The sequence below is a fragment of the Escherichia albertii NBRC 107761 = DSM 17582 genome, assembly GCF_000759775.1.
Taxonomy (GTDB): domain Bacteria; phylum Pseudomonadota; class Gammaproteobacteria; order Enterobacterales; family Enterobacteriaceae; genus Escherichia; species Escherichia albertii.
Window position 1 is genome coordinate 1 of record NZ_BBMY01000027.1, and the last position, 23,472, is coordinate 23,472.

21 protein-coding genes and 2 pseudogenes are annotated in these 23,472 nt (G+C 51.3%); 12 read left to right on the forward strand and 11 right to left on the reverse strand.

The window, feature by feature from the left end:
* Positions 1-394 (reverse strand): YhcH/YjgK/YiaL family protein (locus EA14781_RS07150; RefSeq protein WP_042335484.1); only part of this gene is annotated, 394 nt, incomplete at its 3' end.
* 260 nt (positions 395-654) lie between these two features.
* Between EA14781_RS07150 and pyrL the strand changes: the two genes are divergently transcribed.
* The 5 genes from pyrL (at position 655) to EA14781_RS07175 (ending at position 3,182) form a co-directional block, all read left to right on the forward strand.
* Positions 655-789 (forward strand): pyr operon leader peptide, encoded by a 135-nt coding sequence (pyrL, locus tag EA14781_RS07155; protein WP_032156451.1) that lies wholly within the window; start codon positions 655-657, stop codon positions 787-789.
* 2 nt (positions 790-791) lie between these two features.
* The gene (gene pyrB / locus EA14781_RS07160) at positions 792-1,727 is read left to right on the forward strand and encodes an aspartate carbamoyltransferase (RefSeq protein ID WP_000013053.1); all 936 of its coding nucleotides are present in this window, start codon (positions 792-794) and stop codon (positions 1,725-1,727) included.
* 12 nt (positions 1,728-1,739) lie between these two features.
* Positions 1,740-2,201 carry an aspartate carbamoyltransferase regulatory subunit gene (gene pyrI / locus EA14781_RS07165; protein ID WP_000148573.1) on the forward strand — a complete coding sequence of 154 codons (462 nt, stop codon included), beginning with the start codon at positions 1,740-1,742 and terminating at the stop codon, positions 2,199-2,201.
* 72 nt (positions 2,202-2,273) lie between these two features.
* Positions 2,274-2,660 carry an enamine/imine deaminase gene (locus EA14781_RS07170; RefSeq protein WP_000047542.1) on the forward strand — a complete coding sequence of 129 codons (387 nt, stop codon included), beginning with the start codon at positions 2,274-2,276 and terminating at the stop codon, positions 2,658-2,660.
* Positions 2,661-2,726: 66 nt separating this feature from the next.
* On the forward strand, positions 2,727-3,182 hold the full coding sequence (locus tag EA14781_RS07175) for a transposase (RefSeq protein WP_001029765.1): 456 nt from the start codon (positions 2,727-2,729) through the stop codon (positions 3,180-3,182).
* Between the two features lie 44 nt (positions 3,183-3,226).
* On the opposite strand, the gene mgtA is transcribed toward EA14781_RS07175, so the two are convergent.
* Together mgtA and mgtL are read right to left on the reverse strand one after the other, a co-directional pair.
* Positions 3,227-5,923, reverse strand: a complete 2,697-nt coding sequence (gene mgtA / locus EA14781_RS07180; RefSeq protein ID WP_000471895.1) for a magnesium-translocating P-type ATPase — start codon at positions 5,921-5,923, stop codon at positions 3,227-3,229.
* A 142-nt stretch (positions 5,924-6,065) separates the two neighbouring features.
* A complete protein-coding gene (mgtL, locus tag EA14781_RS24775) occupies positions 6,066-6,119 on the reverse strand; it encodes a mgtA regulatory leader peptide MgtL (protein WP_100207247.1) in 54 nt (17 codons plus the stop codon).
* A gap of 158 nt (positions 6,120-6,277) precedes the next feature.
* Between mgtL and treR the strand changes: the two genes are divergently transcribed.
* The 5 genes from treR (at position 6,278) to nrdG (ending at position 13,576) form a co-directional block, all read left to right on the forward strand.
* Positions 6,278-7,252 (forward strand): trehalose operon repressor TreR, encoded by a 975-nt coding sequence (gene treR, locus EA14781_RS07185; RefSeq protein ID WP_256204631.1) that lies wholly within the window; start codon positions 6,278-6,280, stop codon positions 7,250-7,252.
* Positions 7,253-7,370: 118 nt separating this feature from the next.
* Entirely contained in the window at positions 7,371-8,792 is a 1,422-nt protein-coding gene (treB, locus tag EA14781_RS07190) for a PTS trehalose transporter subunit IIBC (protein WP_002430354.1), read from the forward strand.
* Between the two features lie 48 nt (positions 8,793-8,840).
* Positions 8,841-10,496, forward strand: coding sequence for an alpha,alpha-phosphotrehalase (treC, locus tag EA14781_RS07195; RefSeq protein ID WP_000149383.1), 1,656 nt, complete (start codon positions 8,841-8,843; stop codon positions 10,494-10,496).
* 393 nt (positions 10,497-10,889) lie between these two features.
* Positions 10,890-13,028 (forward strand): anaerobic ribonucleoside-triphosphate reductase, encoded by a 2,139-nt coding sequence (gene nrdD / locus EA14781_RS07205; RefSeq protein WP_000187766.1) that lies wholly within the window; start codon positions 10,890-10,892, stop codon positions 13,026-13,028.
* Between the two features lie 83 nt (positions 13,029-13,111).
* Complete coding sequence (gene nrdG, locus EA14781_RS07210; RefSeq protein ID WP_001009170.1) at positions 13,112-13,576, forward strand: anaerobic ribonucleoside-triphosphate reductase-activating protein; 465 nt, start codon at positions 13,112-13,114, stop codon at positions 13,574-13,576.
* Here nrdG and EA14781_RS07215 read toward each other — a convergent pair.
* The 3 genes and pseudogenes from EA14781_RS07215 to pmbA form a co-directional block, all read right to left on the reverse strand.
* Positions 13,577-13,866: pseudogene (locus tag EA14781_RS07215) on the reverse strand (type II toxin-antitoxin system RelE family toxin). It abuts the gene before it with no gap.
* A gap of 163 nt (positions 13,867-14,029) precedes the next feature.
* Entirely contained in the window at positions 14,030-14,416 is a 387-nt protein-coding gene (gene cybC, locus EA14781_RS07220) for a cytochrome b562 (protein WP_001232259.1), read from the reverse strand.
* A gap of 182 nt (positions 14,417-14,598) precedes the next feature.
* Positions 14,599-15,951, reverse strand: coding sequence for a metalloprotease PmbA (pmbA, locus tag EA14781_RS07225; protein WP_001162196.1), 1,353 nt, complete (start codon positions 15,949-15,951; stop codon positions 14,599-14,601).
* A 93-nt stretch (positions 15,952-16,044) separates the two neighbouring features.
* Between pmbA and yjgA the strand changes: the two genes are divergently transcribed.
* A complete protein-coding gene (gene yjgA, locus EA14781_RS07230) occupies positions 16,045-16,596 on the forward strand; it encodes a ribosome biogenesis factor YjgA (RefSeq protein ID WP_000166283.1) in 552 nt (183 codons plus the stop codon).
* 151 nt (positions 16,597-16,747) lie between these two features.
* Here the strand turns inward: yjgA and mpl are convergent, their stop codons facing one another.
* The gene (mpl, locus tag EA14781_RS07235; protein WP_001219801.1) at positions 16,748-18,121 is read right to left on the reverse strand and encodes a UDP-N-acetylmuramate:L-alanyl-gamma-D-glutamyl-meso-diaminopimelate ligase; all 1,374 of its coding nucleotides are present in this window, start codon (positions 18,119-18,121) and stop codon (positions 16,748-16,750) included.
* Between the two features lie 175 nt (positions 18,122-18,296).
* Between mpl and fbp the strand changes: the two genes are divergently transcribed.
* Positions 18,297-19,295: a class 1 fructose-bisphosphatase gene (gene fbp / locus EA14781_RS07240; protein ID WP_000853759.1), complete on the forward strand. Its 999-nt coding sequence runs from the start codon at positions 18,297-18,299 to the stop codon at positions 19,293-19,295.
* A 39-nt stretch (positions 19,296-19,334) separates the two neighbouring features.
* Here fbp and EA14781_RS07245 read toward each other — a convergent pair whose 3' ends face one another.
* The 4 genes and pseudogenes from EA14781_RS07245 to ytfR all read right to left on the reverse strand — a co-directional run bounded on the left by EA14781_RS07245 (position 19,335) and on the right by ytfR (position 23,407).
* Positions 19,335-19,850 (reverse strand): DUF2569 domain-containing protein, encoded by a 516-nt coding sequence (locus tag EA14781_RS07245; RefSeq protein ID WP_000270073.1) that lies wholly within the window; start codon positions 19,848-19,850, stop codon positions 19,335-19,337.
* A 28-nt stretch (positions 19,851-19,878) separates the two neighbouring features.
* Positions 19,879-20,882: pseudogene (gene yjfF / locus EA14781_RS07250) on the reverse strand (galactofuranose ABC transporter, permease protein YjfF).
* Positions 20,869-21,891, reverse strand: a complete 1,023-nt coding sequence (gene ytfT, locus EA14781_RS07255; protein WP_002430357.1) for a galactofuranose ABC transporter, ATP-binding protein YtfT — start codon at positions 21,889-21,891, stop codon at positions 20,869-20,871. The pseudogene yjfF and the gene ytfT overlap by 14 nt, the downstream one beginning before the upstream one ends.
* Positions 21,892-21,904: 13 nt before the next feature.
* Complete coding sequence (gene ytfR / locus EA14781_RS07260; protein ID WP_000206169.1) at positions 21,905-23,407, reverse strand: galactofuranose ABC transporter, ATP-binding protein YtfR; 1,503 nt, start codon at positions 23,405-23,407, stop codon at positions 21,905-21,907.
* Between the last annotated feature and the right edge of the window lie 65 nt (positions 23,408-23,472).

The following is a 23,472-nucleotide window of genomic DNA, read 5'->3' on the forward strand; positions in this document are numbered from 1 at the left end:
CACCCGGCTTGTGAACTTCACCCGGATAGAACACAACAAAATCGCCTTCATTAAGGATGACGGTCTTCTCCTCAACGCCTTCCGGTAAAAAGGCGATGTCTTTATCAGCCAACCAGTCGGTTTCCGGCGCCCCCGCAGATTGTGTACTGAAGGTCATACCTTCCTGCCCTTTTAACACAATCTGGATGTCGAGATAGCGGGCGTGGTACTCCGCACGACGCTCCTCAAACGGCTCGGTCATATCTTCAGAGATAAGATAAAACAGACGGTTGCCTTCGATATCGTGCTTACCTTTTGGCGTTTCTGCCGTTACATGCGCTTTGATGTGCTCTATTGCCTGGCGAAACTCTTCTGGCAGCCATGGCTGGAGATTATGAATATTTCCGATGATCATCTTTTATTTCCCTCAATTAAAACATCGTTTCATTTATCTCGTTATACGTAATTCCTTACTGCCATACCAGCATTTTTTATCGCCAGATTGCGCTGGCGCATGTTTTTCTCCCCATTACACTTGAAAACACAATGCGTTATAAATTCAATTTTAAGGCATATAAATTCACTACAATCGTTTACTTTTGGAAATTATTGCATTAACTGCTTGATCCCACTTTCTGGCTGAGTATAATGCCGGACAATTTGCCGGGAGGATGTATGGTTCAGTGTGTTCGACATTTTGTCTTACCGCGTCTGAAAAAAGACGCTGGCCTGCCGTTTTTCTTCCCGTTGATCACCCGTTCCCAGCCCCTCAATCGAGGGGCTTTTTTTTGCCCAGGCGTCAGGAGATAAACATGGCTAACCCGCTATATCAGAAACATATCATTTCCATAAACGACCTTAGTCGCGATGACCTCAATCTGGTGCTGGCGACAGCGGCGAAACTGAAAGCCAACCCACAACCGGAGCTGCTAAAGCATAAAGTGATTGCCAGTTGCTTCTTCGAAGCTTCAACCCGTACCCGCCTCTCTTTCGAAACCTCCATGCACCGCCTGGGCGCCAGCGTGGTGGGCTTCTCCGACAGCGCCAACACGTCACTGGGTAAAAAAGGGGAAACGTTGGCCGACACCATTTCGGTTATCAGCACATATGTTGATGCGATTGTGATGCGCCATCCGCAGGAAGGCGCGGCGCGTCTGGCTACTGAGTTTTCTGGCAATGTACCGGTGCTGAATGCCGGTGATGGCTCCAACCAGCATCCGACGCAAACTCTGTTGGATCTGTTCACTATTCAGGAAACCCAGGGACGCCTGGACAATCTTCGCGTTGCGATGGTCGGTGACCTGAAATATGGCCGTACCGTTCACTCTCTGACTCAGGCGCTGGCGAAATTTGACGGCAACCGTTTTTACTTCATCGCCCCGGATGCGCTGGCAATGCCGCAGTACATTCTGGATATGCTCGATGAAAAAGGTATCTCCTGGAGCCTACACAGCGCCATTGAAGAAGTCATGGCTGAAGTGGATATTTTGTACATGACTCGCGTGCAAAAAGAGCGCCTGGACCCGTCCGAATACGCCAACGTGAAAGCGCAGTTTGTTCTACGCGCCAGCGATCTCCACAACGCCAAAGCCAATATGAAAGTGTTGCATCCGCTGCCACGTGTTGATGAGATTGCCACCGATGTTGATAAAACGCCGCACGCCTGGTACTTCCAGCAGGCAGGTAATGGGATTTTCGCTCGCCAGGCGTTACTGGCACTGGTTCTGAATCGCGATCTGGTACTGTAAGGGGAAAAAGAGATGACACACGATAATAAATTGCAGGTTGAAGCGATTAAACGCGGCACGGTAATCGACCATATCCCCGCCCAGATCGGTTTTAAACTGTTGAGTTTGTTCAAGCTGACCGAAACAGATCAACGTATTACCATCGGCCTGAATCTGCCTTCTGGTGAGTTGGGGCGTAAGGATCTGATAAAAATCGAAAATACCTTCCTGACCGACGCTCAGGTTAATCAACTGGCCCTGTACGCCCCACAAGCCACGGTAAATCGTATCGACAACTATGAAGTCGTAGGCAAATCGCGCCCCAGCTTGCCGGAACGTATTGATAATGTGTTGGTCTGCCCGAACAGCAACTGTATCAGCCATGCCGAACCGGTTTCTTCCAGCTTTGCAGTGAGAAAACGCGCCAATGATATCGCGCTCAAATGTAAATACTGCGAAAAAGAGTTTTCGCATAATGTGGTGCTGGCCAATTAATTGCGGTTGGTAATAAAAGTCTGTCTCCCTATAATGAACCAGACTTTTTACCGCTGTAATAAAGGAGAAATCATGAGCAAAACTATCGCGACGGAAAATGCACCCGCAGCCATCGGTCCTTATGTTCAGGGCGTTGATCTGGGCAGTATGATCATCACCTCCGGTCAGATCCCGGTAAACCCAAAAACTGGCGAAGTACCGGCAGACGTAGCTGCACAGGCGCGTCAGTCGCTGGATAACGTGAAAGCTATCGTGGAAGCGGCTGGCCTGAAAGTGGGCGACATCGTTAAAACCACCGTGTTTGTAAAAGATCTGAACGACTTCGCAACCGTGAACGCCACTTACGAAGCCTTCTTCACCGAACACAATGCGACCTTCCCGGCACGTTCTTGTGTTGAAGTTGCCCGTCTGCCGAAAGACGTGAAGATTGAGATCGAAGCGATCGCTGTTCGTCGCTAATCTCTTTCAAAAAGATAATCCAGGTTTCGCGCCTGGATTATCTGATTCAACCACGGAGGGTTGAAGATGGCTAAAGCCCGTTTCACTGATGAACAAATTGCTGAAATTTTACAGCAGTCAAAAAAGGGTGCGCCTAATAAAGAATTATGTGAACACTATCAATTTAGTGTTAGTACGCTGCGGCGCTGGCAAGAACAGCACGCAGAAGGCGTAAGAAGTGAATTAAAAAAAATAGAATCCAAAGCGCAAATCGTCTTTCTGCTTTTCTTTGCTGTCTCCATTATACTCACGCTTATATTTGGCAAACCTACAGGTGGATGGGTAATACCGCCTTTATTACTTTATTGTGTTTATTATATTCGCCTGTATCGCAACATCTCCGCCAGACACATTAAAAAAGAAGACATCTATCTCTCTCGTTCTGTAAATAATAACTACAGCGCCCTTTATAATTTGAGCTGGACGTTTATTTGTTTTTTTATTTTTGCAGTAATCTATTTTTTTGTTCAGGTCTTTGCATAAATGGCTGACCTGAAAGAGTATTTCAGGTCAGTTTCATCACGTGTTTACTGCCAACCGTAGCGGCGGCTATAAAACCCTTTCACCAGTTGCGTTAGCGTCATATACCCTGCCAGAATCGCAACCAGCCACGGGAAATAGCTTAATGGCAGCGCCTGCAGTTGCAGATAACTTGCCAGTGGCGAAAACGGCAATGCGATCCCCACGATCATTACGATCACCGTCATGACCATTAACGGCCAGGAAGCACGGCTCTGAATAAACGGGATCCGACGGGTGCGGATCATATGCACAATCAACGTTTGCGACAATAATCCCACCACAAACCAGCCCGACTGAAATAGCGTTTGCGTTTCCGGCGTGTTGGCATGGAATACCCACCACATCAGACAAAACGTCAGAATATCGAAGATCGAGCTGATCGGTCCGAAGAAGATCATAAAGCGCCCCAAATCCGCCGGGTTCCAGCGTTGCGGCTTTTGAATTTGCTCATCGTCGACGTTATCAAACGGGATCGCCACCTGCGACACATCATACAGCAGGTTCTGGATCAGTAAGTGCAATGGCAGCATCGGCAAGAAGGGCAAGAAAGCACTCGCCACCAGCACACTGAACACATTACCGAAGTTAGAACTCGCCGTCATTTTGATGTATTTCAGCATGTTGGCGAAAGTACGACGCCCTTCAATGACCCCTTCTTCCAGCACCATCAGGCTTTTCTCCAGCAGAATAATATCTGCCGCTTCACGGGCAATATCCACCGCGCCATCCACGGAAATACCGATATCCGCGGCACGTAAAGCGGGTGCGTCATTAATACCATCGCCCATAAAGCCAACCACATGTCCTTCGCGCTTCAGCAAGGTCACAATGCGTTCTTTATGCATCGGCGTCAGACGGGCAAACAGCGTGGTACGTTGTGCCAGGCTTGCCAGTTCGTCGTCAGATAACGTTTCAATATCACTGCCGATGACCACCTCTCCCGCATCCAACCCCACTTCGTGGCACACCTTCGCCGCCACCAGTTCGCTGTCGCCGGTAAGGATTTTCACGGTGATGCCACTCGCCTTTAACGCTCGTAGTGCCGGCGCCGTTGTCTCTTTAGGCGGATCAAGAAAGGCGATGTAGCCTTCAAGGATCAAGTCGGATTCATCAATCCGCTGGTAATCCCCTTCACGCGCTGGCAGATATTTCGTCGCTACCGCAACAATGCGCAATCCCTGACGATTCAGCGTATCAGTCACCCGTTTAATACGCCGCAGCATGGTGTCATCAAGCGGAACAATCTCGCCATTGTGGCGCACCTGCGAACACACATTGAGGATCTCCTGCAATGCCCCTTTACAAACCAGTTGATGATGTTCAGCATTCTCCGCCACCACTACCGACATCCGACGGCGTTCGAAATCAAAGGGAATTTCATCCACTTTCTGCCAACGGCTCGCCAACTGGCGCGCAGACTCTTCATCTATCCCTTCCAGCACTGCTGTATCAAGCAGGTTTTTAAGCCCGGTCTGATAATGACTGTTCAGCCACGCGCTATGCAGCACGCGATCGCTGGTTTTACCTGAGATATCGGTATGATTTTCCAGCACAATTTTATCTTGTGTCAGGGTGCCGGTTTTATCAGTGCAAAGAATATCCATTGCGCCAAAGTTCTGAATGGCATCCAGGTGTTTGACGATCACTTTCTGTTTCGACAGCTTTACCGCGCCACGCGCCAGCGTCGAGGTAACAATCATCGGCAACATTTCTGGCGTTAAACCCACAGCAACCGAAAGCGCAAACAGCGCCGCTTCCCACCAGTCGCCTTTGGTATAACCATTGATAAACAGCACCACGGGCGCCATTACCAGCATAAAGCGAATCAACAAAATACTGACGCGACTGATCCCTTGCTGGAAAGCATTTGGTTCACTCTCCTGTTCACTAACGCGTCCCGCCAGTTGACCAAACCAGGTATTTGCGCCAGTGGCAATCACCATCGCCTGTGCCGTACCACTAACTACGGTGGTGCCCATAAAACACAGAGTGTCGCACTCCAGCGGATTACTGTGCTCTGCCTGCCGGGTGGTTGCTGCTTTTTCAACGGGTAGAGACTCGCCGGTTAACGACGCCTGGGCGACGAACAGATCCCGAGCCTGCAAAATACGTAAATCAGCCGGGATCATATCTCCTGCTGCCAGTTTAATAATATCGCCGGGCACTAACTGGTCGATCGGGATCTCCAGCCAACCATTTTCACCTTTATCGTTAATTACCCGCAGCACCGTCGCGGTATTGCTGACCATCGCTTTCAGGGCGTCTGCCGCTTTGGTGGAGCGCGCTTCCTGAATAAAATTCAGCAATGTAGAAATACCTACCATCAATGCAATCACGCCTGCGGCAAATAAATCTTCCGTCGCGTAGGAAATCCCACCGAGAATAGTGAGCAAAATATTAAATGGGTTGCGATAACAAACCCACAAATGTACCCACCACGGTGACGGTTGTTGCGCGGGCAATTTATTCTCGCCATGTTTTTCGCGGGCAGATTCCACTTCCGCCTGATTTAACCCTTCTGGATGCGTGCCGAAGGTTTTCCATAATTCGTCTTCTGGCATATTCGCCATTTTCAGACAATGCGCGCTTAAGGAAGGCGGGATCGGAGTATTCGCTGTCTGCTGCACGCCAGGCAGCGGGTCGCGATGGACCAGACGAGAAGGTAAATGGCGAATTAGCCGGGTAAAAATTTCTTTAAACATAGGAAGTCCCTCCGCACCCTGTAAGCATGGTGCAGAAAATATCTTCAGGCGTAGTAAAACCTTACCTGAAGGTAATAAAAATGAGCAGGGACGTTAAAACGTCACGGCCTTACGCATCCGGTAACGCCGTGAAAAGACGGGCTTACCGGAAAAGTTTTAATCTCCATCGAGGGAGAGGCGTGGGATCAGGTTCCATATAACCTCCGGTAAGTGAAAAAATAGCGCCACAAATAATAAGGAGAATCTAATAATATTCGTAGCATTTATGGCGATATAATACTCGCTGACAACTAAACCAACGATAAACCAGACTTTGCTCATTGCCATATACGCAGGTAAAGTTAGTCTCAAATAATTAAACGCACGTTACGGGATAACAGGATGCAAAATCGACTAACCATCAAAGACATCGCACGCTTAAGCGGCGTGGGAAAATCCACTGTTTCCCGGGTACTGAATAACGAAAGCGGCGTGAGCCAGCGCACACGTGAGCGCGTGGAAGCAGTGATGAATCAGCATGGATTTTCCCCTTCCCGTTCCGCACGTGCCATGCGTGGACAAAGCGATAAAGTCGTCGCCATTATCGTTACCCGTCTGGATTCGTTATCAGAAAACCTCGCCGTTCAGACCATGCTGCCTGCATTTTATGAACAGGGTTACGACCCAATTATGATGGAAAGCCAATTTTCCCCGCAATTAGTTGCCGAGCACCTGGGCGTCCTGAAACGCCGTAATATCGACGGCGTAGTGCTATTTGGTTTTACCGGTATAACGGAAGACATGTTAGCCCACTGGCAGTCATCGCTGGTTCTGCTGGCACGCGACGCCAAAGGTTTTGCTTCAGTTTGCTATGACGATGAAGGAGCGATCAACATCCTGATGCAACGGCTACTCGAGTTGGGGCATCGCAATATCAGTTATCTCGGCGTGCCGCACAGTGACGTGACAACCGGTAAGCGGCGCCACGAAGCCTATCTGGCATTCTGCAACACGCATAAACTGCATCCGGTTGCCGCTCTGCCAGGTCTTGCTATGAAGCAAGGTTATGAGAACGTAGCAAAAGTGATTACGCCTGAGACCACCGCTTTACTGTGTGCGACTGACACGCTGGCGCTTGGCGCGAGTAAGTACCTACAAGAGCAGCACATCAACACTTTGCAACTGGCGAGCGTTGGTAATACGCCGCTCATGAAGTTCCTCCACCCGGGGATCATCACCGTGGATCCCGGATACGCGGAAGCCGGGCGACAGGCCGCCAGCCAGTTGATCGAGCAGATCAATGGACGTTGCGCCCCCCAGCAGATCATCATTCCCGCCACTCTTTCCTGAGCGTTTCCTGAACGATAATTTGTGATCTTCGCTACGTTTCGGGAACGTTCCCATTTTTTAATTGTTCCCGACAATATATTCTGCAGCCAACCAAATATGTCATCTGCCACGGGGCTTTATGATGAGCAAAGTTAATCAAGCGGATATTGATCAGTTAATAGAACTGGTTGGCGGGCGCGGCAATATCGCAACGGTAAGTCACTGTATTACCCGCCTGCGCTTTGTCCTCAACCAACCGGGCAATGCCAGACCGAAAGAAATCGAGCAACTGCCGATGGTGAAAGGCTGCTTCACCAATGCCGGGCAATTTCAGGTCGTCATTGGCACCAACGTTGGCGATTACTATCAAGCGCTGATAGCGACAACCGGCCAGGCGCAGGTCGATAAAGAGCAGGTGAAAAAAGCCGCCCGGCAGAATATGAAATGGCATGAGCAGTTGCTCTCTCATTTCGCAGAGATCTTCTTCCCGTTACTCCCGGCATTGATTAGCGGCGGTTTGATCCTCGGCTTTCGAAATGTGATCGGCGATCTGCCCATGAGCAACGGTCAGACGCTGGCGCAAATGTACCCTTCCCTGCAAACGATCTACGATTTTCTGTGGTTGATCGGTGAGGCCATCTTCTTCTACCTGCCGGTCGGGATTTGCTGGTCAGCGGTGAAAAAAATGGGCGGCACGCCGATCCTCGGTATCGTGCTGGGCGTGACGCTGGTTTCTCCGCAACTGATGAACGCCTATCTGCTCGGGCAGCAGGTGCCGGAAGTATGGAACTTTGGCATGTTTAGCATCGCTAAAGTTGGCTATCAGGCACAGGTGATTCCGGCCCTGTTAGCTGGGCTGGCGCTGGGCGTTATTGAAACTCGCCTTAAGCGCATCGTGCCGGATTACCTTTATCTGGTCGTGGTTCCGGTCTTTTCGCTGATCCTCGCCGTATTCCTCGCTCATGCGCTGATTGGTCCATTTGGTCGCATGATCGGCGATGGCGTTGCCTTTGCGGTTCGCCACCTGATGACCGGCAGCTTTGCCCCCATTGGCGCAGCATTGTTTGGCTTCCTTTACGCGCCGCTGGTGATCACCGGCGTACACCAGACCACGCTTGCTATTGATATGCAGATGATTCAAAGCATGGGCGGCACACCTGTCTGGCCGCTGATTGCCCTCTCAAATATTGCTCAGGGCTCCGCCGTGATGGGCATTATCATCTCCAGTCGCAAGAACAATGAACGCGAGATCTCCGTACCTGCCGCTATCTCTGCCTGGCTTGGAGTCACTGAGCCTGCAATGTACGGCATCAACCTGAAATATCGCTTTCCGATGCTGTGCGCGATGGTAGGTTCTGGCCTGGCAGGATTGTTGTGCGGCCTGAACGGCGTCATGGCAAACGGCATTGGTGTTGGTGGTCTGCCGGGCATTCTCTCGATTCAGCCGAGCTACTGGCAGGTATTTGCGCTGGCAATGGCTGTCGCCATCATCGTTCCGATTGTGCTCACCTCGTTTATCTACCAGCGCAAACACCGCCTGGGCACGCTTGAAATTGTTTAATTTTCTTCGGGGCGTCGTTGCGCCCCTCGCATTTGCAGGAAATACGTAATGACTCATCTTCCCCACTGGTGGCAAAACGGTGTTATCTACCAGATCTATCCAAAGAGCTTTCAGGACACCACGGGCAGCGGCACCGGCGATTTACGTGGCGTTATCCAACGCCTGGACTATCTGCAAAAACTGGGCGTCGATGCTATCTGGTTGACGCCTTTTTATGTCTCTCCCCAGGTCGATAATGGTTATGACGTAGCGAACTACACGGTGATTGCTCCCACTTACGGCACGCTGGATGATTTTGACGAACTGGTGACACAGGCAAAATCGCGCAGCATTCGTGTCATTCTCGACATGGTGTTTAACCATACCTCTACCCAACATGCCTGGTTTCACGAGGCGCTGAAGAAAGAAAGTCCTTATCGTCAGTTTTATATCTGGCGTGATGGCGAACCGGGTATCCCCCCGAACAACTGGCGTTCTAAATTCGGCGGCAATGCCTGGCGTTGGCACGCAGAAAGCGGACAGTACTATTTACATCTGTTTGCACCAGAACAGGCGGACCTCAACTGGGAGAACCCGGAGGTACGCGCGGAACTGAAGAAAGTCTGTGAGTTCTGGGCCGATCGTGGCGTCGACGGGCTGCGCCTGGATGTGGTGAATCTGATTTCTAAGGACCAGAACTTCCCTAACGATCTGGATGGCGATGGGCGCCGCTTTTATACAGACGGGCCACGTGTACACGAGTTTTTGCACGAAATGAACCGTGATGTGTTTACGCCACGCGGGTTAATGACCGTAGGCGAAATGTCCTCCACCAGCCTTGAACATTGCCAGCGATACGCAGCGTTAACAGGCAGTGAATTGTCGATGACCTTTAATTTTCACCACCTGAAAGTCGATTATCCCAATGGTGAAAAATGGACGCTGGCTAAACCCGACTTTGTGGCACTGAAAACGTTGTTCCGCTACTGGCAACAGGGAATGCACAACATCGCGTGGAATGCCTTGTTCTGGTGTAACCATGACCAGCCACGCATTGTTTCTCGTTTTGGCGATGAAGACCAATACCGCGAGCCAGCAGCTAAAATGCTGGCGATGGTGCTGCATGGTATGCAGGGAACACCGTATATCTACCAGGGTGAAGAGATTGGTATGACCAACCCGCATTTCACGCGCATTACCGACTATCGCGACGTTGAAAGTCTCAATATGTTTGCTGAATTGCGTAGCAATGGGCGTGATGCCGACGAGTTATTAGCAATCCTTGCCAGTAAATCTCGCGACAACAGTCGTACGCCGATGCAGTGGAACAATGACGATAACGCAGGATTTACTACTGGTAAGCCGTGGATTGGCCTGTGCGATAACTATCAGGAAATCAACGTGGAAACCGCGCTGGCCGATGAATCCTCGGTGTTTTACACCTATCAGAAGTTAATTGCACTACGCAAACAAGAACCCATTCTGACATGGGGTAATTATCAGGATCTGCTGCCAATCAGCCCTGCATTGTGGTGTTATCGTCGTGAATGGCAGGGACAAAGTCTATTGGTGATTGCCAACCTGAGCCGTGACGTACAATCCTGGCAGCCAACGCAAATTCGCGGTGACTGGCAGCTTCTGATGCATAACTATGAAGAAGCGTCACCACAACCATGCGCCATGACATTACGGCCTTTTGAGGCTGTCTGGTGGTTGCAGCGATAACTCTTCACCATGCCCCGGTAAAACAAATATTTCCGGGGCCTGCCTCGACAAGCATCTTGTTTTTGTTGATTTTCCAATCAGAAAATCATTAGAAAATTTACATATCTCTGTAGCGCCCGCCATCCGTACACTCTGCTTTTTACTTTGAGCTACATCAAAAAAACCTCAAACATCCTTGATGCAAAGCACTATATATAGACTTTAAAATGCCCACCAACCCAATATGTTGTATTAATCGGCTATAATTGCTACTACAGCTTTCCTTTAAGAAGGTATGGAGTTGTGGATAAACGGATGGTGATTGTGGAAAGCGCCGGAAAACGAAACGAAAAAACCGGAAAACACCTTTCCCAATTTCTGTGGATAACCTGTTCTTAAAAATATGGAGCGATCATGACACCGCATGTGATGAAACGAGACGGCTGCAAAGTGCCGTTTAAATCAGAGCGCATCAAAGAAGCCATTCTGCGTGCAGCTAAAGCAGCGGAAGTCGATGATGCTGATTATTGCGCCACTGTTGCCGCTATTGTCAGCGAGCAGATGCAGGGCCGCAGCCAGGTGGATATCAATGAGATCCAGACCGCGGTTGAAAACCAGCTAATGTCTGGCCCGTACAAACAACTGGCCCGTGCTTACATCGAGTACCGTCACGATCGCGACATTGAACGTGAAAAACGCGGTCGCCTGAACCAGGAGATTCGCGGCCTGGTCGAGCAGACCAACTCTTCGTTGCTCAATGAAAACGCTAACAAAGACAGCAAGGTGATTCCAACCCAGCGCGACCTGCTGGCAGGGATTGTTGCTAAACACTATGCGCGTCAGCACCTGCTGCCGCGTGATGTGGTGCAGGCGCATGAGCGCGGCGATATTCACTACCACGATCTCGATTACTCGCCGTTCTTCCCGATGTTCAACTGTATGCTGATCGACCTGAAAGGCATGCTGACCCAGGGCTTTAAGATGGGGAATGCCGAGATCGAGCCGCCGAAATCGATCTCTACGGCTACCGCAGTGACTGCGCAAATTATTGCTCAGGTCGCCAGCCATATTTATGGCGGCACCACCATTAACCGTATCGATGAAGTGCTGGCGCCGTTTGTTACCGCCAGCTACAACAAACACCGTAAAACAGCCGAAGAGTGGAATATCCCGGACGCCGAAGGCTACGCTAACTCTCGTACCATCAAAGAGTGCTACGACGCCTTCCAGTCGCTGGAATATGAAGTGAATACCCTGCACACCGCCAACGGTCAGACGCCGTTTGTAACCTTTGGCTTTGGCTTGGGCACCAGTTGGGAATCGCGCCTGATTCAGGAATCTATCCTGCGTAATCGTATCGCGGGCCTCGGCAAAAACCGTAAAACTGCGGTGTTCCCGAAACTGGTGTTTGCGATTCGCGATGGCCTGAACCATAAGCCCGGCGATCCGAACTACGACATCAAGCAACTGGCGCTGGAGTGCGCAAGCAAGCGCATGTACCCGGACATTCTGAACTACGATCAGGTAGTGAAAGTAACCGGTTCGTTTAAAACGCCGATGGGCTGCCGCAGCTTCCTTGGCGTGTGGGAAAACGAAAACGGCGAACAGATCCACGATGGCCGCAACAACCTTGGCGTCATCAGTCTGAACTTGCCGCGTATTGCACTGGAAGCGAAAGGCGATGAGACCACCTTCTGGAAGCTGCTGGATGAGCGTCTGGTGCTGGCGCGTAAAGCGCTGATGACCCGTATCGCCCGTCTGGAAGGCGTGAAAGCACGCGTGGCTCCGATCCTTTATATGGAAGGTGCCTGCGGCGTACGTCTGAATGCCGACGATGACGTTTCTGAAATTTTCAAAAACGGTCGTGCGTCTATATCGTTGGGCTACATCGGTATCCACGAAACCATTAACGCGCTGTTCGGCGGCGAGCATGTTTATGATAACGAACAGCTTCGCGCAAAAGGTATTGCGATTGTCGAACGTCTGCGTCAGGCAGTCGATCAGTGGAAAGAAGAAACTGGCTACGGTTTCAGCCTGTACAGTACGCCGAGTGAGAACCTGTGCGACCGTTTCTGCCGTCTCGATACCGCTGAGTTTGGCGTGGTGCCGGGCGTAACTGACAAAGGCTACTACACCAACAGCTTCCACCTCGATGTGGAGAAAAAGGTGAACCCGTACGACAAGATCGACTTTGAAGCGCCTTACCCGCCGCTGGCGAACGGTGGCTTCATTTGCTACGGCGAGTATCCAAACATTCAGCATAACCTGAAGGCGCTGGAAGATGTCTGGGACTACAGCTATCAGCATGTACCGTATTACGGCACTAACACGCCAATCGATGAGTGCTACGAGTGTGGTTTTACCGGCGAGTTTGAATGTACCAGCAAAGGATTCACTTGCCCGAAATGTGGTAACCATGACACCTCCCGTGTGTCGGTGACTCGCCGCGTGTGCGGATATTTAGGTAGCCCTGATGCTCGCCCGTTTAACGCCGGTAAGCAGGAAGAAGTTAAGCGCCGCGTTAAACATTTGGGGAATGGGCAAATAGGTTGATCCCCACTCTGCGGTAAGCAAATGCCGGATGCGGCGTAAACGCCTTATCCGGCCTACACGCGGACTGATAAGCCAGGCGAAATATGAACTTCCATCAATACTATCCTGTCGACATCGTCAACGGCCCCGGCACTCGCTGCACCTTGTTTGTCTCAGGGTGCGTTCATGAGTGCCCCGGCTGCTATAACAAAAGCACCTGGCGGTTAAATTCCGGTCAGCCATTTACCAAAGCAATGGAAGACCAGATCATCAACGATCTGAACGACACCCGCATTAAACGCCAGGGAATTTCTCTTTCCGGCGGCGATCCGCTGCATCCGCAAAACGTGCCGGACATTTTAAAACTGGTGCAACGCATCCGCGCCGAGTGTCCGGGTAAAGACATCTGGGTATGGACAGGCTATAAACTCGATGAACTCAACGCTGAGCAAATGCAGGTTGTTGATTTGATTAATGTGCTGGTCGATGGCAAATTTGTACAGGATTTAAAAGATCCTTCCCTGATCTGGCGCGGTAGCAGCAACCAGGTGGTGCATCATTTGCGTTAGTCACTCATCCAGCCGTTTTGTCGCGTCTTCATAAACGGCTGAGTACTCTCTCTTACCAATAGCTATCACCAACACGAGCAACTCTTTATCATTGACCTGATAGACCAGGCGATATCCCAGTGTGCGAAGCTTAATTTTGTAGCAGTCCGGCAAATCCCGTAGTTTAGTCGATGGATTGCGCGGTCTTTTCAGCACATCCTCAAGCCTTTTTTAAATTGTTCCCGGACTGTCACGTCCAGTTTTTGCCACTCTTTCAGCGCCCGCGGCTCAAAAGCCCGCTCATAGTTCATCCAGTCGGACCTTAATGGCCTCTTGTGGGTTGGTCAGTCGTTCCCTGACTGTGCGTAAATGGGGCTATACACAGGGAAATGGCCGTGTTGAAAGTAAATTCTGCGGGGAAGTGATGAAAGGAGAAGAGCATTGGGCGGTAACGTTTCACCGCCCAATAAGGAATTAACGATACTTCTTGTGATAGGCGTTGCGGGTCGTTTTCAGTTGCTCTGCGACGGCCTGTGCTTCTTTCACTTTGCCTTCGTCTGCCAACTTCAGCGCATCGTCAATCTGACCAACCAGAATGTCAAAACCATGGCGGTAGTCTTTCATCTCGGGACTGTCCGATGATTTGCCTTCCAGCTTCGGCGGCGTCGCTTTTTGCGCATCCAGTGCCGCGACACGCATTTTGGTTAGCGCATCTTTGACTTGCGCCGCGTTATCCGCTTTTTCTACCACTTTTAAATTGTCGTTAAGGGTTTCCATATTGTCTTCCAGCCCAGCGGCAAACGACGCCGAACTGAATACTAACGAAGAGACAGCAAGAATAGCTAACAGGCTTTTACGCATTGCACACTTCCTTCTTATTTACACTTCATCCTTCACACTGCCTCATCGACGGCTACGCTCATTTGCCCGAGTCACATAATACGAGTACGCTCCCCGGCTCTCATGCACTTTCCATCTCGATGCAGCGCGAATAATTGTGTGTAATTTTTTCGTTTATAGCGCGGCAGGTCGCGCCAGTTTGTTTACTGCCCGGCGATTTTCATCTCCGGTAACAGAACAGAACCACACTGTATGTTACTGCGTGTTTCAATATCATTACCAACAGCAACGATATCGCGCCACATATTTTTTAAATTACCTGCGATGGTGATTTCACTCACCGGATACTGGATTTCGCCGTTCTCTACCCAGAAGCCCGCCGCGCCACGGGAATAATCACCGGTGATCGCGCTCACGCCCTGCCCCATCAGCTCCGTCACTACCAGCCCGGTGCCCATCTCTTTGAGCATTTGTTCGAAGCAGAACCCTTGTCCAGCAATGCGCCAGTTGTGAATACCGCCCGCGTGTCCGGTACTTTTCAGCCCCAGCTTGCGCGCAGAATAGCTGGTCAACAACCACTGGGTCAGGATGCCATCTTTGACGATATCGCGGCGCTCGGTACGCACACCTTCACTGTCAAACGGCGTGGATGCCAGTCCTTTCAGTAGATGCGGATGTTCTTCAATGGTCAGCCAGTCCGGTAGAATTTGTTTACCTAGCGAGTCGAGCAGGAAGGTCGATTTACGGTAGACCGCGCCACCAGCAATCGCGCCAACCAAGTGACCAAACAGACCCGTGGCAACTTCATTGGCAAAAATTACCGGCGCTTTCATAGTGGAGAGTTTACGCGGCGCCAGTCGCGATAGAGTTCGGCGAGCGCACTCTGCCCCAACCCACTCTGGCGTTTGTAAATCGCTCATCGCGCGACCAATGGTGTAGGCGTAATCACGCTCCATATCGCCATTTTCTTCCGCAATAACACAACTGGAGAGCGAATGACGCGTTGAGCAGTACCCCTGCAACATACCGTGGCTGTTGCCGAAAACTTTTACGCCGTAGTGGCTGTTAAAGCTGCCGCCTTCGGTATTGGTGATACGTTTGTCCGCCTGCAATGCCGCCTGTTCCGCGCGTGCAGCCAGTTCAATAGCTTCATCCGGGGAAACTTCCGCTGGGTGGAACAAGTCAAGATCCGGTGCATCAAAAGCCAGCAGTTCTTTGTCTGCCACGCCTGCATAGGGATCTGGCGAAGTGTAACGCGCAATATCCAGCGCCGCCTGTACGGTGCGGGCAATGGCCTGTGGGCTTAAATCAGTGGATGATGCGCTACCTTTACGGTTCTGGTGATACACGGTGATCCCCAGCGCACCATCGCTATTGAACTCGACATTCTCCACTTCACCATAACGCGTGCTTACACTAATGCCGGTAGTCTTGCTGACGGAAACTTCCGCACCGTCCGATTTGCCTGAGGCTAACTCCAGCGCAGTCGAAACTGCTTCTTCCAGAATCTTGCGCTGCGCTTCAACTTGAGAGATTACTTTCATTGCAAGTGCCATAATGTAGAGAGTTTCTCTGAAGTCTAACAGAGAACCGTTTTTCAGTGCGCATCTTAACTGGTAACATTAGCCTCTTTTTTTAAGGAGCCTGACATGACTAAGCAGCCCGAAGACTGGCTCGACGACGTTCCCGGTGATGACATCGAAGACGAAGACGATGAAATTATCTGGGTCAGTAAAAGTGAAATTAAACGTGATGCCGAGGAGCTAAAACGCCTGGGCGCGGAAATTGTTGATCTGGGGAAAAACGCGCTGGATAAGATCCCATTAGATGAGGATCTGCGTGCAGCCATCGAGTTAGCCCAGCGTATTAAGATGGAAGGTCGCCGCCGCCAGTTGCAGCTCATCGGTAAGATGCTGCGCCAGCGTGATGTAGAACCGATCCGTCAGGCGCTGGATAAGCTAAAAAACCGCCATAACCAGCAGGTGGTGCTGTTCCATAAACTGGAAAATCTGCGCGATCGTTTAATTGATCACGGTGATGACGCCATCGCCGAAGTATTGAACCTGTGGCCAGATGCCGATCGCCAGCAACTACGTACTCTGATCCGCAACGCGAAGAAAGAGAAAGAAGGAAATAAACCGCCGAAATCCGCGCGACAGATTTTCCAGTATCTGCGCGAATTAGCGGAAAACGACGGGTAATTTTCGTTGTTGATGTGAGTATGGTTTGCCGGATGCGGCGGACCTCCAGGCCTGATAAGGCGCGTCAAGCGTCGCATCAGGCACTATGCTCAAACGCCGGATGCGGCGTAAACGCCTTATCCGGCCTACATAAGCATGCAAGGCTGCAGAATTACTGAGCAGCTTCCGCTTTCTTCGCCAGACCATCCAGCAGTTTCTGATGAATCCCACCAAAACCGCCATTGCTCATCACCAGAATATGGTCGCCAGGCTGGGCGGTTTTCACCACCATATCCGCCAGTGCATCAACATCGCCACTCCAGTGTGCAGGCTGAACGCAGGCTTCTGCTACTTCAGCGACCTGCCACGGAATGTGAGGCGGTTGCAGCAGAAAGACTTCATCGGCACGGCCTAATGACGGCGCCAGGTCGTCTTTGCAGATCCCCATCTTCATCGTGTTAGAGCGCGGTTCCAGCACAGCAATGATACGCGCCGTACCACCAACTTTGCCGCGCAGTGCCGCCAGGGTTGCCAGAATCGCCGTTGGGTGATGGGCAAAATCGTCATATACCGTCACGCCATTCGCCTCACCGCGCAATTCCAGACGACGACGGGCGTTAATGAACGAACCCAACGCATTAGCGGCATCTGCCGGAGAAACGCCAACATGACGGGCCGCGGCAATCGCCATCAGGCCGTTGTGCATGTTATGTTCGCCGACCAGCGACCATTTCACATCACCCACTTTTTCGCCATCCAGCCACACTTCCCACTCGGAAGCGTCAGTGGTCAGCTTTTTCGCCTGCCAGTGACCTTGCTCGCCCACCAACTCCTGCTCACTCCAACAGCCCATTGCCATGGTCTGCTTCAGGTTGATGTCGTTTTCCGGCCAAATAATACGGCCCTGACCCGGAACGATACGCACCAAATGGTGGAACTGTTTCTGGATCGCTTTTAGATCGTCGAAAATATCGGCGTGATCGAACTCAAGGTTGTTGAGGATCAGCGTACGCGGGCAGTAATGAACAAACTTGGAGCGTTTGTCGAAGAAGGCGCAGTCGTATTCGTCCGCTTCGATAACAAAGAAGTCGCTTTCGCCCAAACGTGCAGAAACCTCAAAGTTCCCCGGTACGCCGCCAATCACAAAACCCGGTTTATAGCCGCACTGCTCCAGAATCCAGGTCGCCATCCCCGCCGTGGTTGTTTTGCCATGGGTACCGGCAACGGCCAGTACCCAACGATCGCGCAGTACGAAATCGTGTAACCACTGTGGACCGGACATATAAGGGATGTTTTTCTCCAGTACCGCTTCCACACACGGATTTCCACGGGTCATGGCGTTGCCAATGATCACCAGATCCGGCTGTGGGTCGAGCTGACTGGCATCGTAACCCTGAATCAGTTCGATGCCTTGCTTCTCAAGTAAGGTGCTCATCGGCGGATACACATTGGCATCCGAACCCGTTACTTCATGGCCCAACTGGCGCGCCAGCATCGCCAGACCGCCCATAAACGTGCCACAAATTCCTAAAATATGAATGCGCATACGTCACTATCCTTTTTTAATCTGCCGCTCATTTTACGCATATGTCGGGCAACTGAGAAACGCATTTCAGGATAAACCGTAATTTGCTGGCGCGATTCACCTGAGCGCAACATTCAGATTATTTGTTAAGATTGTTGCGGTCGCTTTACTCCATAAACATTGCAGGGAAAGTTTTATGAAAACGTTAGGTGAATTTATTGTCGAAAAGCAGCACGAGTTTTCTCATGCTACCGGTGAGCTCACTGCTTTGCTGTCGGCAATAAAACTGGGCGCCAAGATTATCCATCGTGATATTAACAAAGCTGGACTGGTTGATATCCTGGGTGCCAGCGGTGCTGAGAACGTACAGGGCGAGGTTCAGCAAAAACTCGACTTGTTCGCTAATGAAAAACTGAAAGCCGCACTGAAAGCGCGCGATATCGTTGCAGGCATTGCATCCGAAGAAGAAGATGGAATTGTCGTCTTTGACGGGTGTGAACACGCAAAATACGTTGTGCTGATGGACCCACTGGATGGCTCGTCCAACATCGATGTTAACGTCTCTGTCGGTACCATTTTCTCCATTTACCGCCGCGTTACGCCCGTCGGCACGCCGGTAACGGAAGAAGATTTCCTCCAGCCTGGAAACAAACAGGTTGCTGCTGGTTACGTGGTATACGGTTCCTCTACCATGCTGGTTTACACCACGGGATGTGGTGTTCACGCCTTTACCTATGACCCTTCACTTGGCGTTTTCTGCCTGTGCCAGGAACGAATGCGCTTCCCGGAGAAAGGAAACACCTACTCCATCAACGAAGGAAACTACATTAAGTTTCCTAACGGAGTGAAGAAGTACATTAAATTCTGCCAGGAAGAAGATAAGTCCACCAACCGCCCGTATACCTCACGTTATATCGGTTCACTGGTCGCGGATTTCCACCGTAATCTGCTGAAGGGCGGTATTTATCTCTACCCAAGCACCGCCAGCCACCCGGACGGTAAACTGCGTTTGCTGTATGAATGCAACCCGATGGCGTTCCTGGCGGAACAAGCAGGCGGTAAAGCGAGTGATGGTAAAGAGCGAATTCTGGATATCATCCCGGAAACGCTGCACCAGCGCCGTTCGTTCTTCGTCGGCAACGATCATATGGTTGAAGATGTCGAACGCTTTATCCGTGAGTTCCCGGACGCGTAACGGTCTAAAAACGCCGGAGCAATCCGGCGTTTTTAATTATCAATTAACGAAGGTTAATTTGACACGCTTAGATAAGCGGAAGTAAGGGATCCAGATTGCAAGATGGATGATGCTTTTCAGCAGCTCCCATGCATCCTTCAGATCAAAAGAAACGCCGATTAATGTCACTGTTCCCCAAATATCAGCAACATTAAATGCAAAAAGCGCCAGAAGAAGGGCAATATAGTATTGTGGAAGTTGTCGTTTTTTCTTAAAAAACAGATAAGTAGTATAACTTACCAGCAGAAATAAAATGGCAAATCCAGCCGTTTCCAGAAAAAGAACTGTCCTGAGCGGTTCTTCCTGAATTGCCTGAGCAAGCTTCCAGGTGCGTACAGTTGAATAAATGTTCGCAATAATACCAAGTACTAAACCAATAGCAGGAAAATACAGCCAGCCTCCAATTCCCGTAAGCTTTTTATCAGTACAACTTTTGCAATAATCGTCAGGCGGTAAAACACTCACACCGCAGCTTTTGCACGTTGCCTTTAATTCCTCGCCTTCCTTTACCCACATTTATAACATCCTTATATATCAGTAAATTCTACTCTTTTTGTATACTTTCTGAACTTACTCTCATTACTGGCGAACTCGACGATTTTCCCATAGCACCGTTAATCCACGCTGTAAGGCAATAAAAATGAATAACAACATGCCAATAGCGATTTTCGTCCACCACGAACTGAGCGAACCATCAAAATTAATATAGGTCTGGATCAACCCTTGAATTGCCACACCGAATAGCGTTCCGAGCACTGTCCCGACGCCACCGCTTAAAAGTGTACCGCCAATCACCACTGAGGCGATAGCGTCCAGTTCCACACCTACGCCCGCCAGCGCATATCCGGCCTGGGTATAAATAGAGAAAACAATCCCCGCCAGCGTTGCCAGCCCGGTGGAGAGCATATAAATGCGAATAGTGGTGCTGCGGGTGGAAATTCCCATCAGATTCGCCGACGTCGCGTTGCCGCCAATGGCATAAACCTGATTCCCAAAACGGGTACGATGCGCGAAGAATATGCCGATAACTACCACCGCCAGCATCAGCAGCCCCATCGCACTTAAGCGGCCGCCGCCAGGGATTTTCCACGCAAGGCTTGAGAGCGTGTCATAAACAGGATGGTTAATCGGGATCGATTCTTCCGAAACGAGATAGCTAACGCCGCGCAAAAAGAACATCCCCGCCAGGGTAATGATGAACGCAGGGATCTTCAGGGCGTCGATCAAAAGCCCCATAAATGCGCCGAAGGCACAGCCCATCATCAGCACCAGCGGAAACGCCAGCAGCGGCGAGAGGCCGAAATCGCCAATCACTTTTGCCAGAAACACGCCAGTAAAGGCGATCACCGAACCGACGGAGAGATCGATCCCACCGGAGAGGATCACAAAGGTCATGCCAACGGCGATGATCCCCAGAAAAGCGTCATCGGTCAGAATATTGCAGATCACTCTTGTGGAAGCAAAACCGGGAAACTGCATCAGGCAATAGAGATAGCCCAACACAAAAACGCCGATGGTGATCATCAGTGGCAAGTTACGTTTTATCACGGCTACGCACTCCTTTAATCAGACTGATAAAGCGTTGCGACTGAACAATCAGCACGCAAAGCACCACCACGGCTTTCACCACCTGATTCATCTCTGGCGGAAAGCCAGAAAGTAAAATCCCGGTGTTCATTCCCTGAATAATCAGCGCCCCTACCACTGAGAGCAGCAGGTTAAAACGCCCGCCTATCAGCGATCCGCCGCCAATCACCACCGCAAGAATGGCATCCAGCTCCAGCCATAATCCGGCGTTGTTGGCATCGGCGCCGCGAATATCCGCCGTCACGATAATGCCCGCAATTGCCGCACACAATCCGCTCAACATGTAGGTGAGCATAACGATGATCCGCGTGTTGACGCCGGCATTTTTCGCCGCCCGAATATTGATACCAACGGCTTCGATAAACATCCCCAGCGCCGTTTTGCGGGTCAACAACCAGAACAGAAGAAGCGTCAGCACCGCGATAATGACTGGCGTTGGCAAGAACAACAGCGATCCGCCGCCGAACCATGAGAGATCCGGCGAGTTAAACGTGACGATCTGCCCGGAGGTGATCAGTTGCGCCACGCCGCGCCCGGCGACCATCAGGATCAAGGTGGCGACAAACGGCTGAATTTTGAGGATCGCTACCAGTATGCCGTTCCACAATCCCGCCAGGATGCCGGTGCCCAGGGCGCTTAACAAAACAATTGGCAGGCTGAATCCCGCGACCGTCATCGCAGCCGTTGTGGCTCCGGCGATAGCCATCACCGCCCCTACGGAGAGATCGATACCACCGGTGGCGATAACGAGCGTCATGCCAATCGCCAGTAGCGCAACCGGGGCGGCGCGATTAAGAATGTCGATGGGGCTACCGAACAAACGCCCATCCTGGAGCACCACCTGCCAGAAATGTGGGGCCACCAGGCTATCGATCAGCAGCACCAGAAACAGCGCCGCCAGTTGCGGCATTCCCGTTGGCCAACGAAAACGCCTTTTCGACGGCGTAGTATCCGGGAGAGATTGAGGCATCACACTGTTCTCCTTACGCCGCAATGGCGTTCATGATCGCCGGAACGGAAAGCTCTGCCAGCGGGATCTCCGCCACCTGTTTGCGATCGCGCATGATGATCACCCGGTCGGCATAACCCACCAACTCCTCCAGTTCGGAGGAGATCACCAGCAGCGCCAGGCCATCGGCGCACAGCGTTTCAATCAGGCGAATGATCTCGGCGTGGGCGCCAACATCAATGCCGCGAGTTGGCTCATCGAGGATCAGAAATTGCGGCCGAGTCAGTAGCCAGCGTGAGAGCAATACTTTTTGCTGATTGCCACCAGAGAGAAACTCTATCGGCTGTTCAGTGGAAGGTGTGCGAATGCCAAGCTGGCGGATAAAGCGTTCGGCAATTTCTTGTTGTTCTTTGCGGGGAATCGGTCGTAACCAACCGCGCTGGGCCTGCAGCGCCAGGATGATATTTTCCCGCACCGAGGCGGCGGCGATGATGCCATCGGTTTTCCTGTCTTCCGGGCAGAAGCCAATGCCCAGTACCGAAGCCTGATGTGGCGATCGCAGGGGTTGTAGTTTGCCTTTGATCAGCGCCGTGCCGCTATCGGCGGGTTTGATGCCAAAGATAACTTCAGCGGTTTCTGTCCGCCCTGATCCCAGCAAACCTGCCAGGCCGACGATCTCGCCAGGGCGCACTTCGAGATTAAACGGCGCGATGGTCCCTTTTTTGCCATAATTTTTAAACGCGGCAACGGGTTTGTCGCTCAGCAATGTTCGCCCGGCACGCTGTAGCGCGTGGGTATCCAGTTCGCGCCCCAGCATCATTTTCACCAGTTCGATCTGCGGTAGCTCGCGGGTTTCCCGACAGCCTACGAAACTGCCGTTGCGTAATACTGTGATCCGATCGCTGACCTGATACACCTGATCGAGAAAATGAGTGACGAAGATCAGGCTAACACCGCGATCGCGAAGCTGACGCATCAGGCCAAACAGGAGTTCCACTTCCTGAGTGTCGAGGCTGGCAGTGGGTTCATCGAGGATCAGCACTTTGGCAGATAGGTCAATCGCCCGGCAAATAGCGACGATTTGCTGCATCGCTACCGAAAAACGGTTGAGAGGTTCACGCACGTCGAGGGAAAAACCGTAGGATGCCATCAGTTCGGTGGCGCGCTTTTCCATCTCTTTACGCCGTAGCAGGCCGAAACGTTTAGGCTCGCGACCTATGAATAGATTGTCGGCGACCGACATGTTGGGCAGCAAGTTAACTTCCTGATAGACAGTGCCTATACCAAGCTGCTGCGCGTGGGCGGTGTTTTTCGGTGAGATAGCCTGACCGTCCAGCCAGATGGTGCCGCGATCGGCATGGTAAACGCCAGTTAATGCTTTGATTAACGTCGATTTTCCTGCCCCGTTTTCACCGAGCAGCGCCATGATTTCGCCACGGCGCAGGCTGAAATCAACATTGTCTAACGCTTTAACGCCGGGGAAAAATTTGCTTAATCCTTCGGTGCGGAGGATTTCCTGGTGTTGCTCGGTAGTCATGGTTTCCCCCTTAGCCATGCTCTAAAGCCTGGGAATAGATCGTGCACGGTGTTAAGTCCGGTACT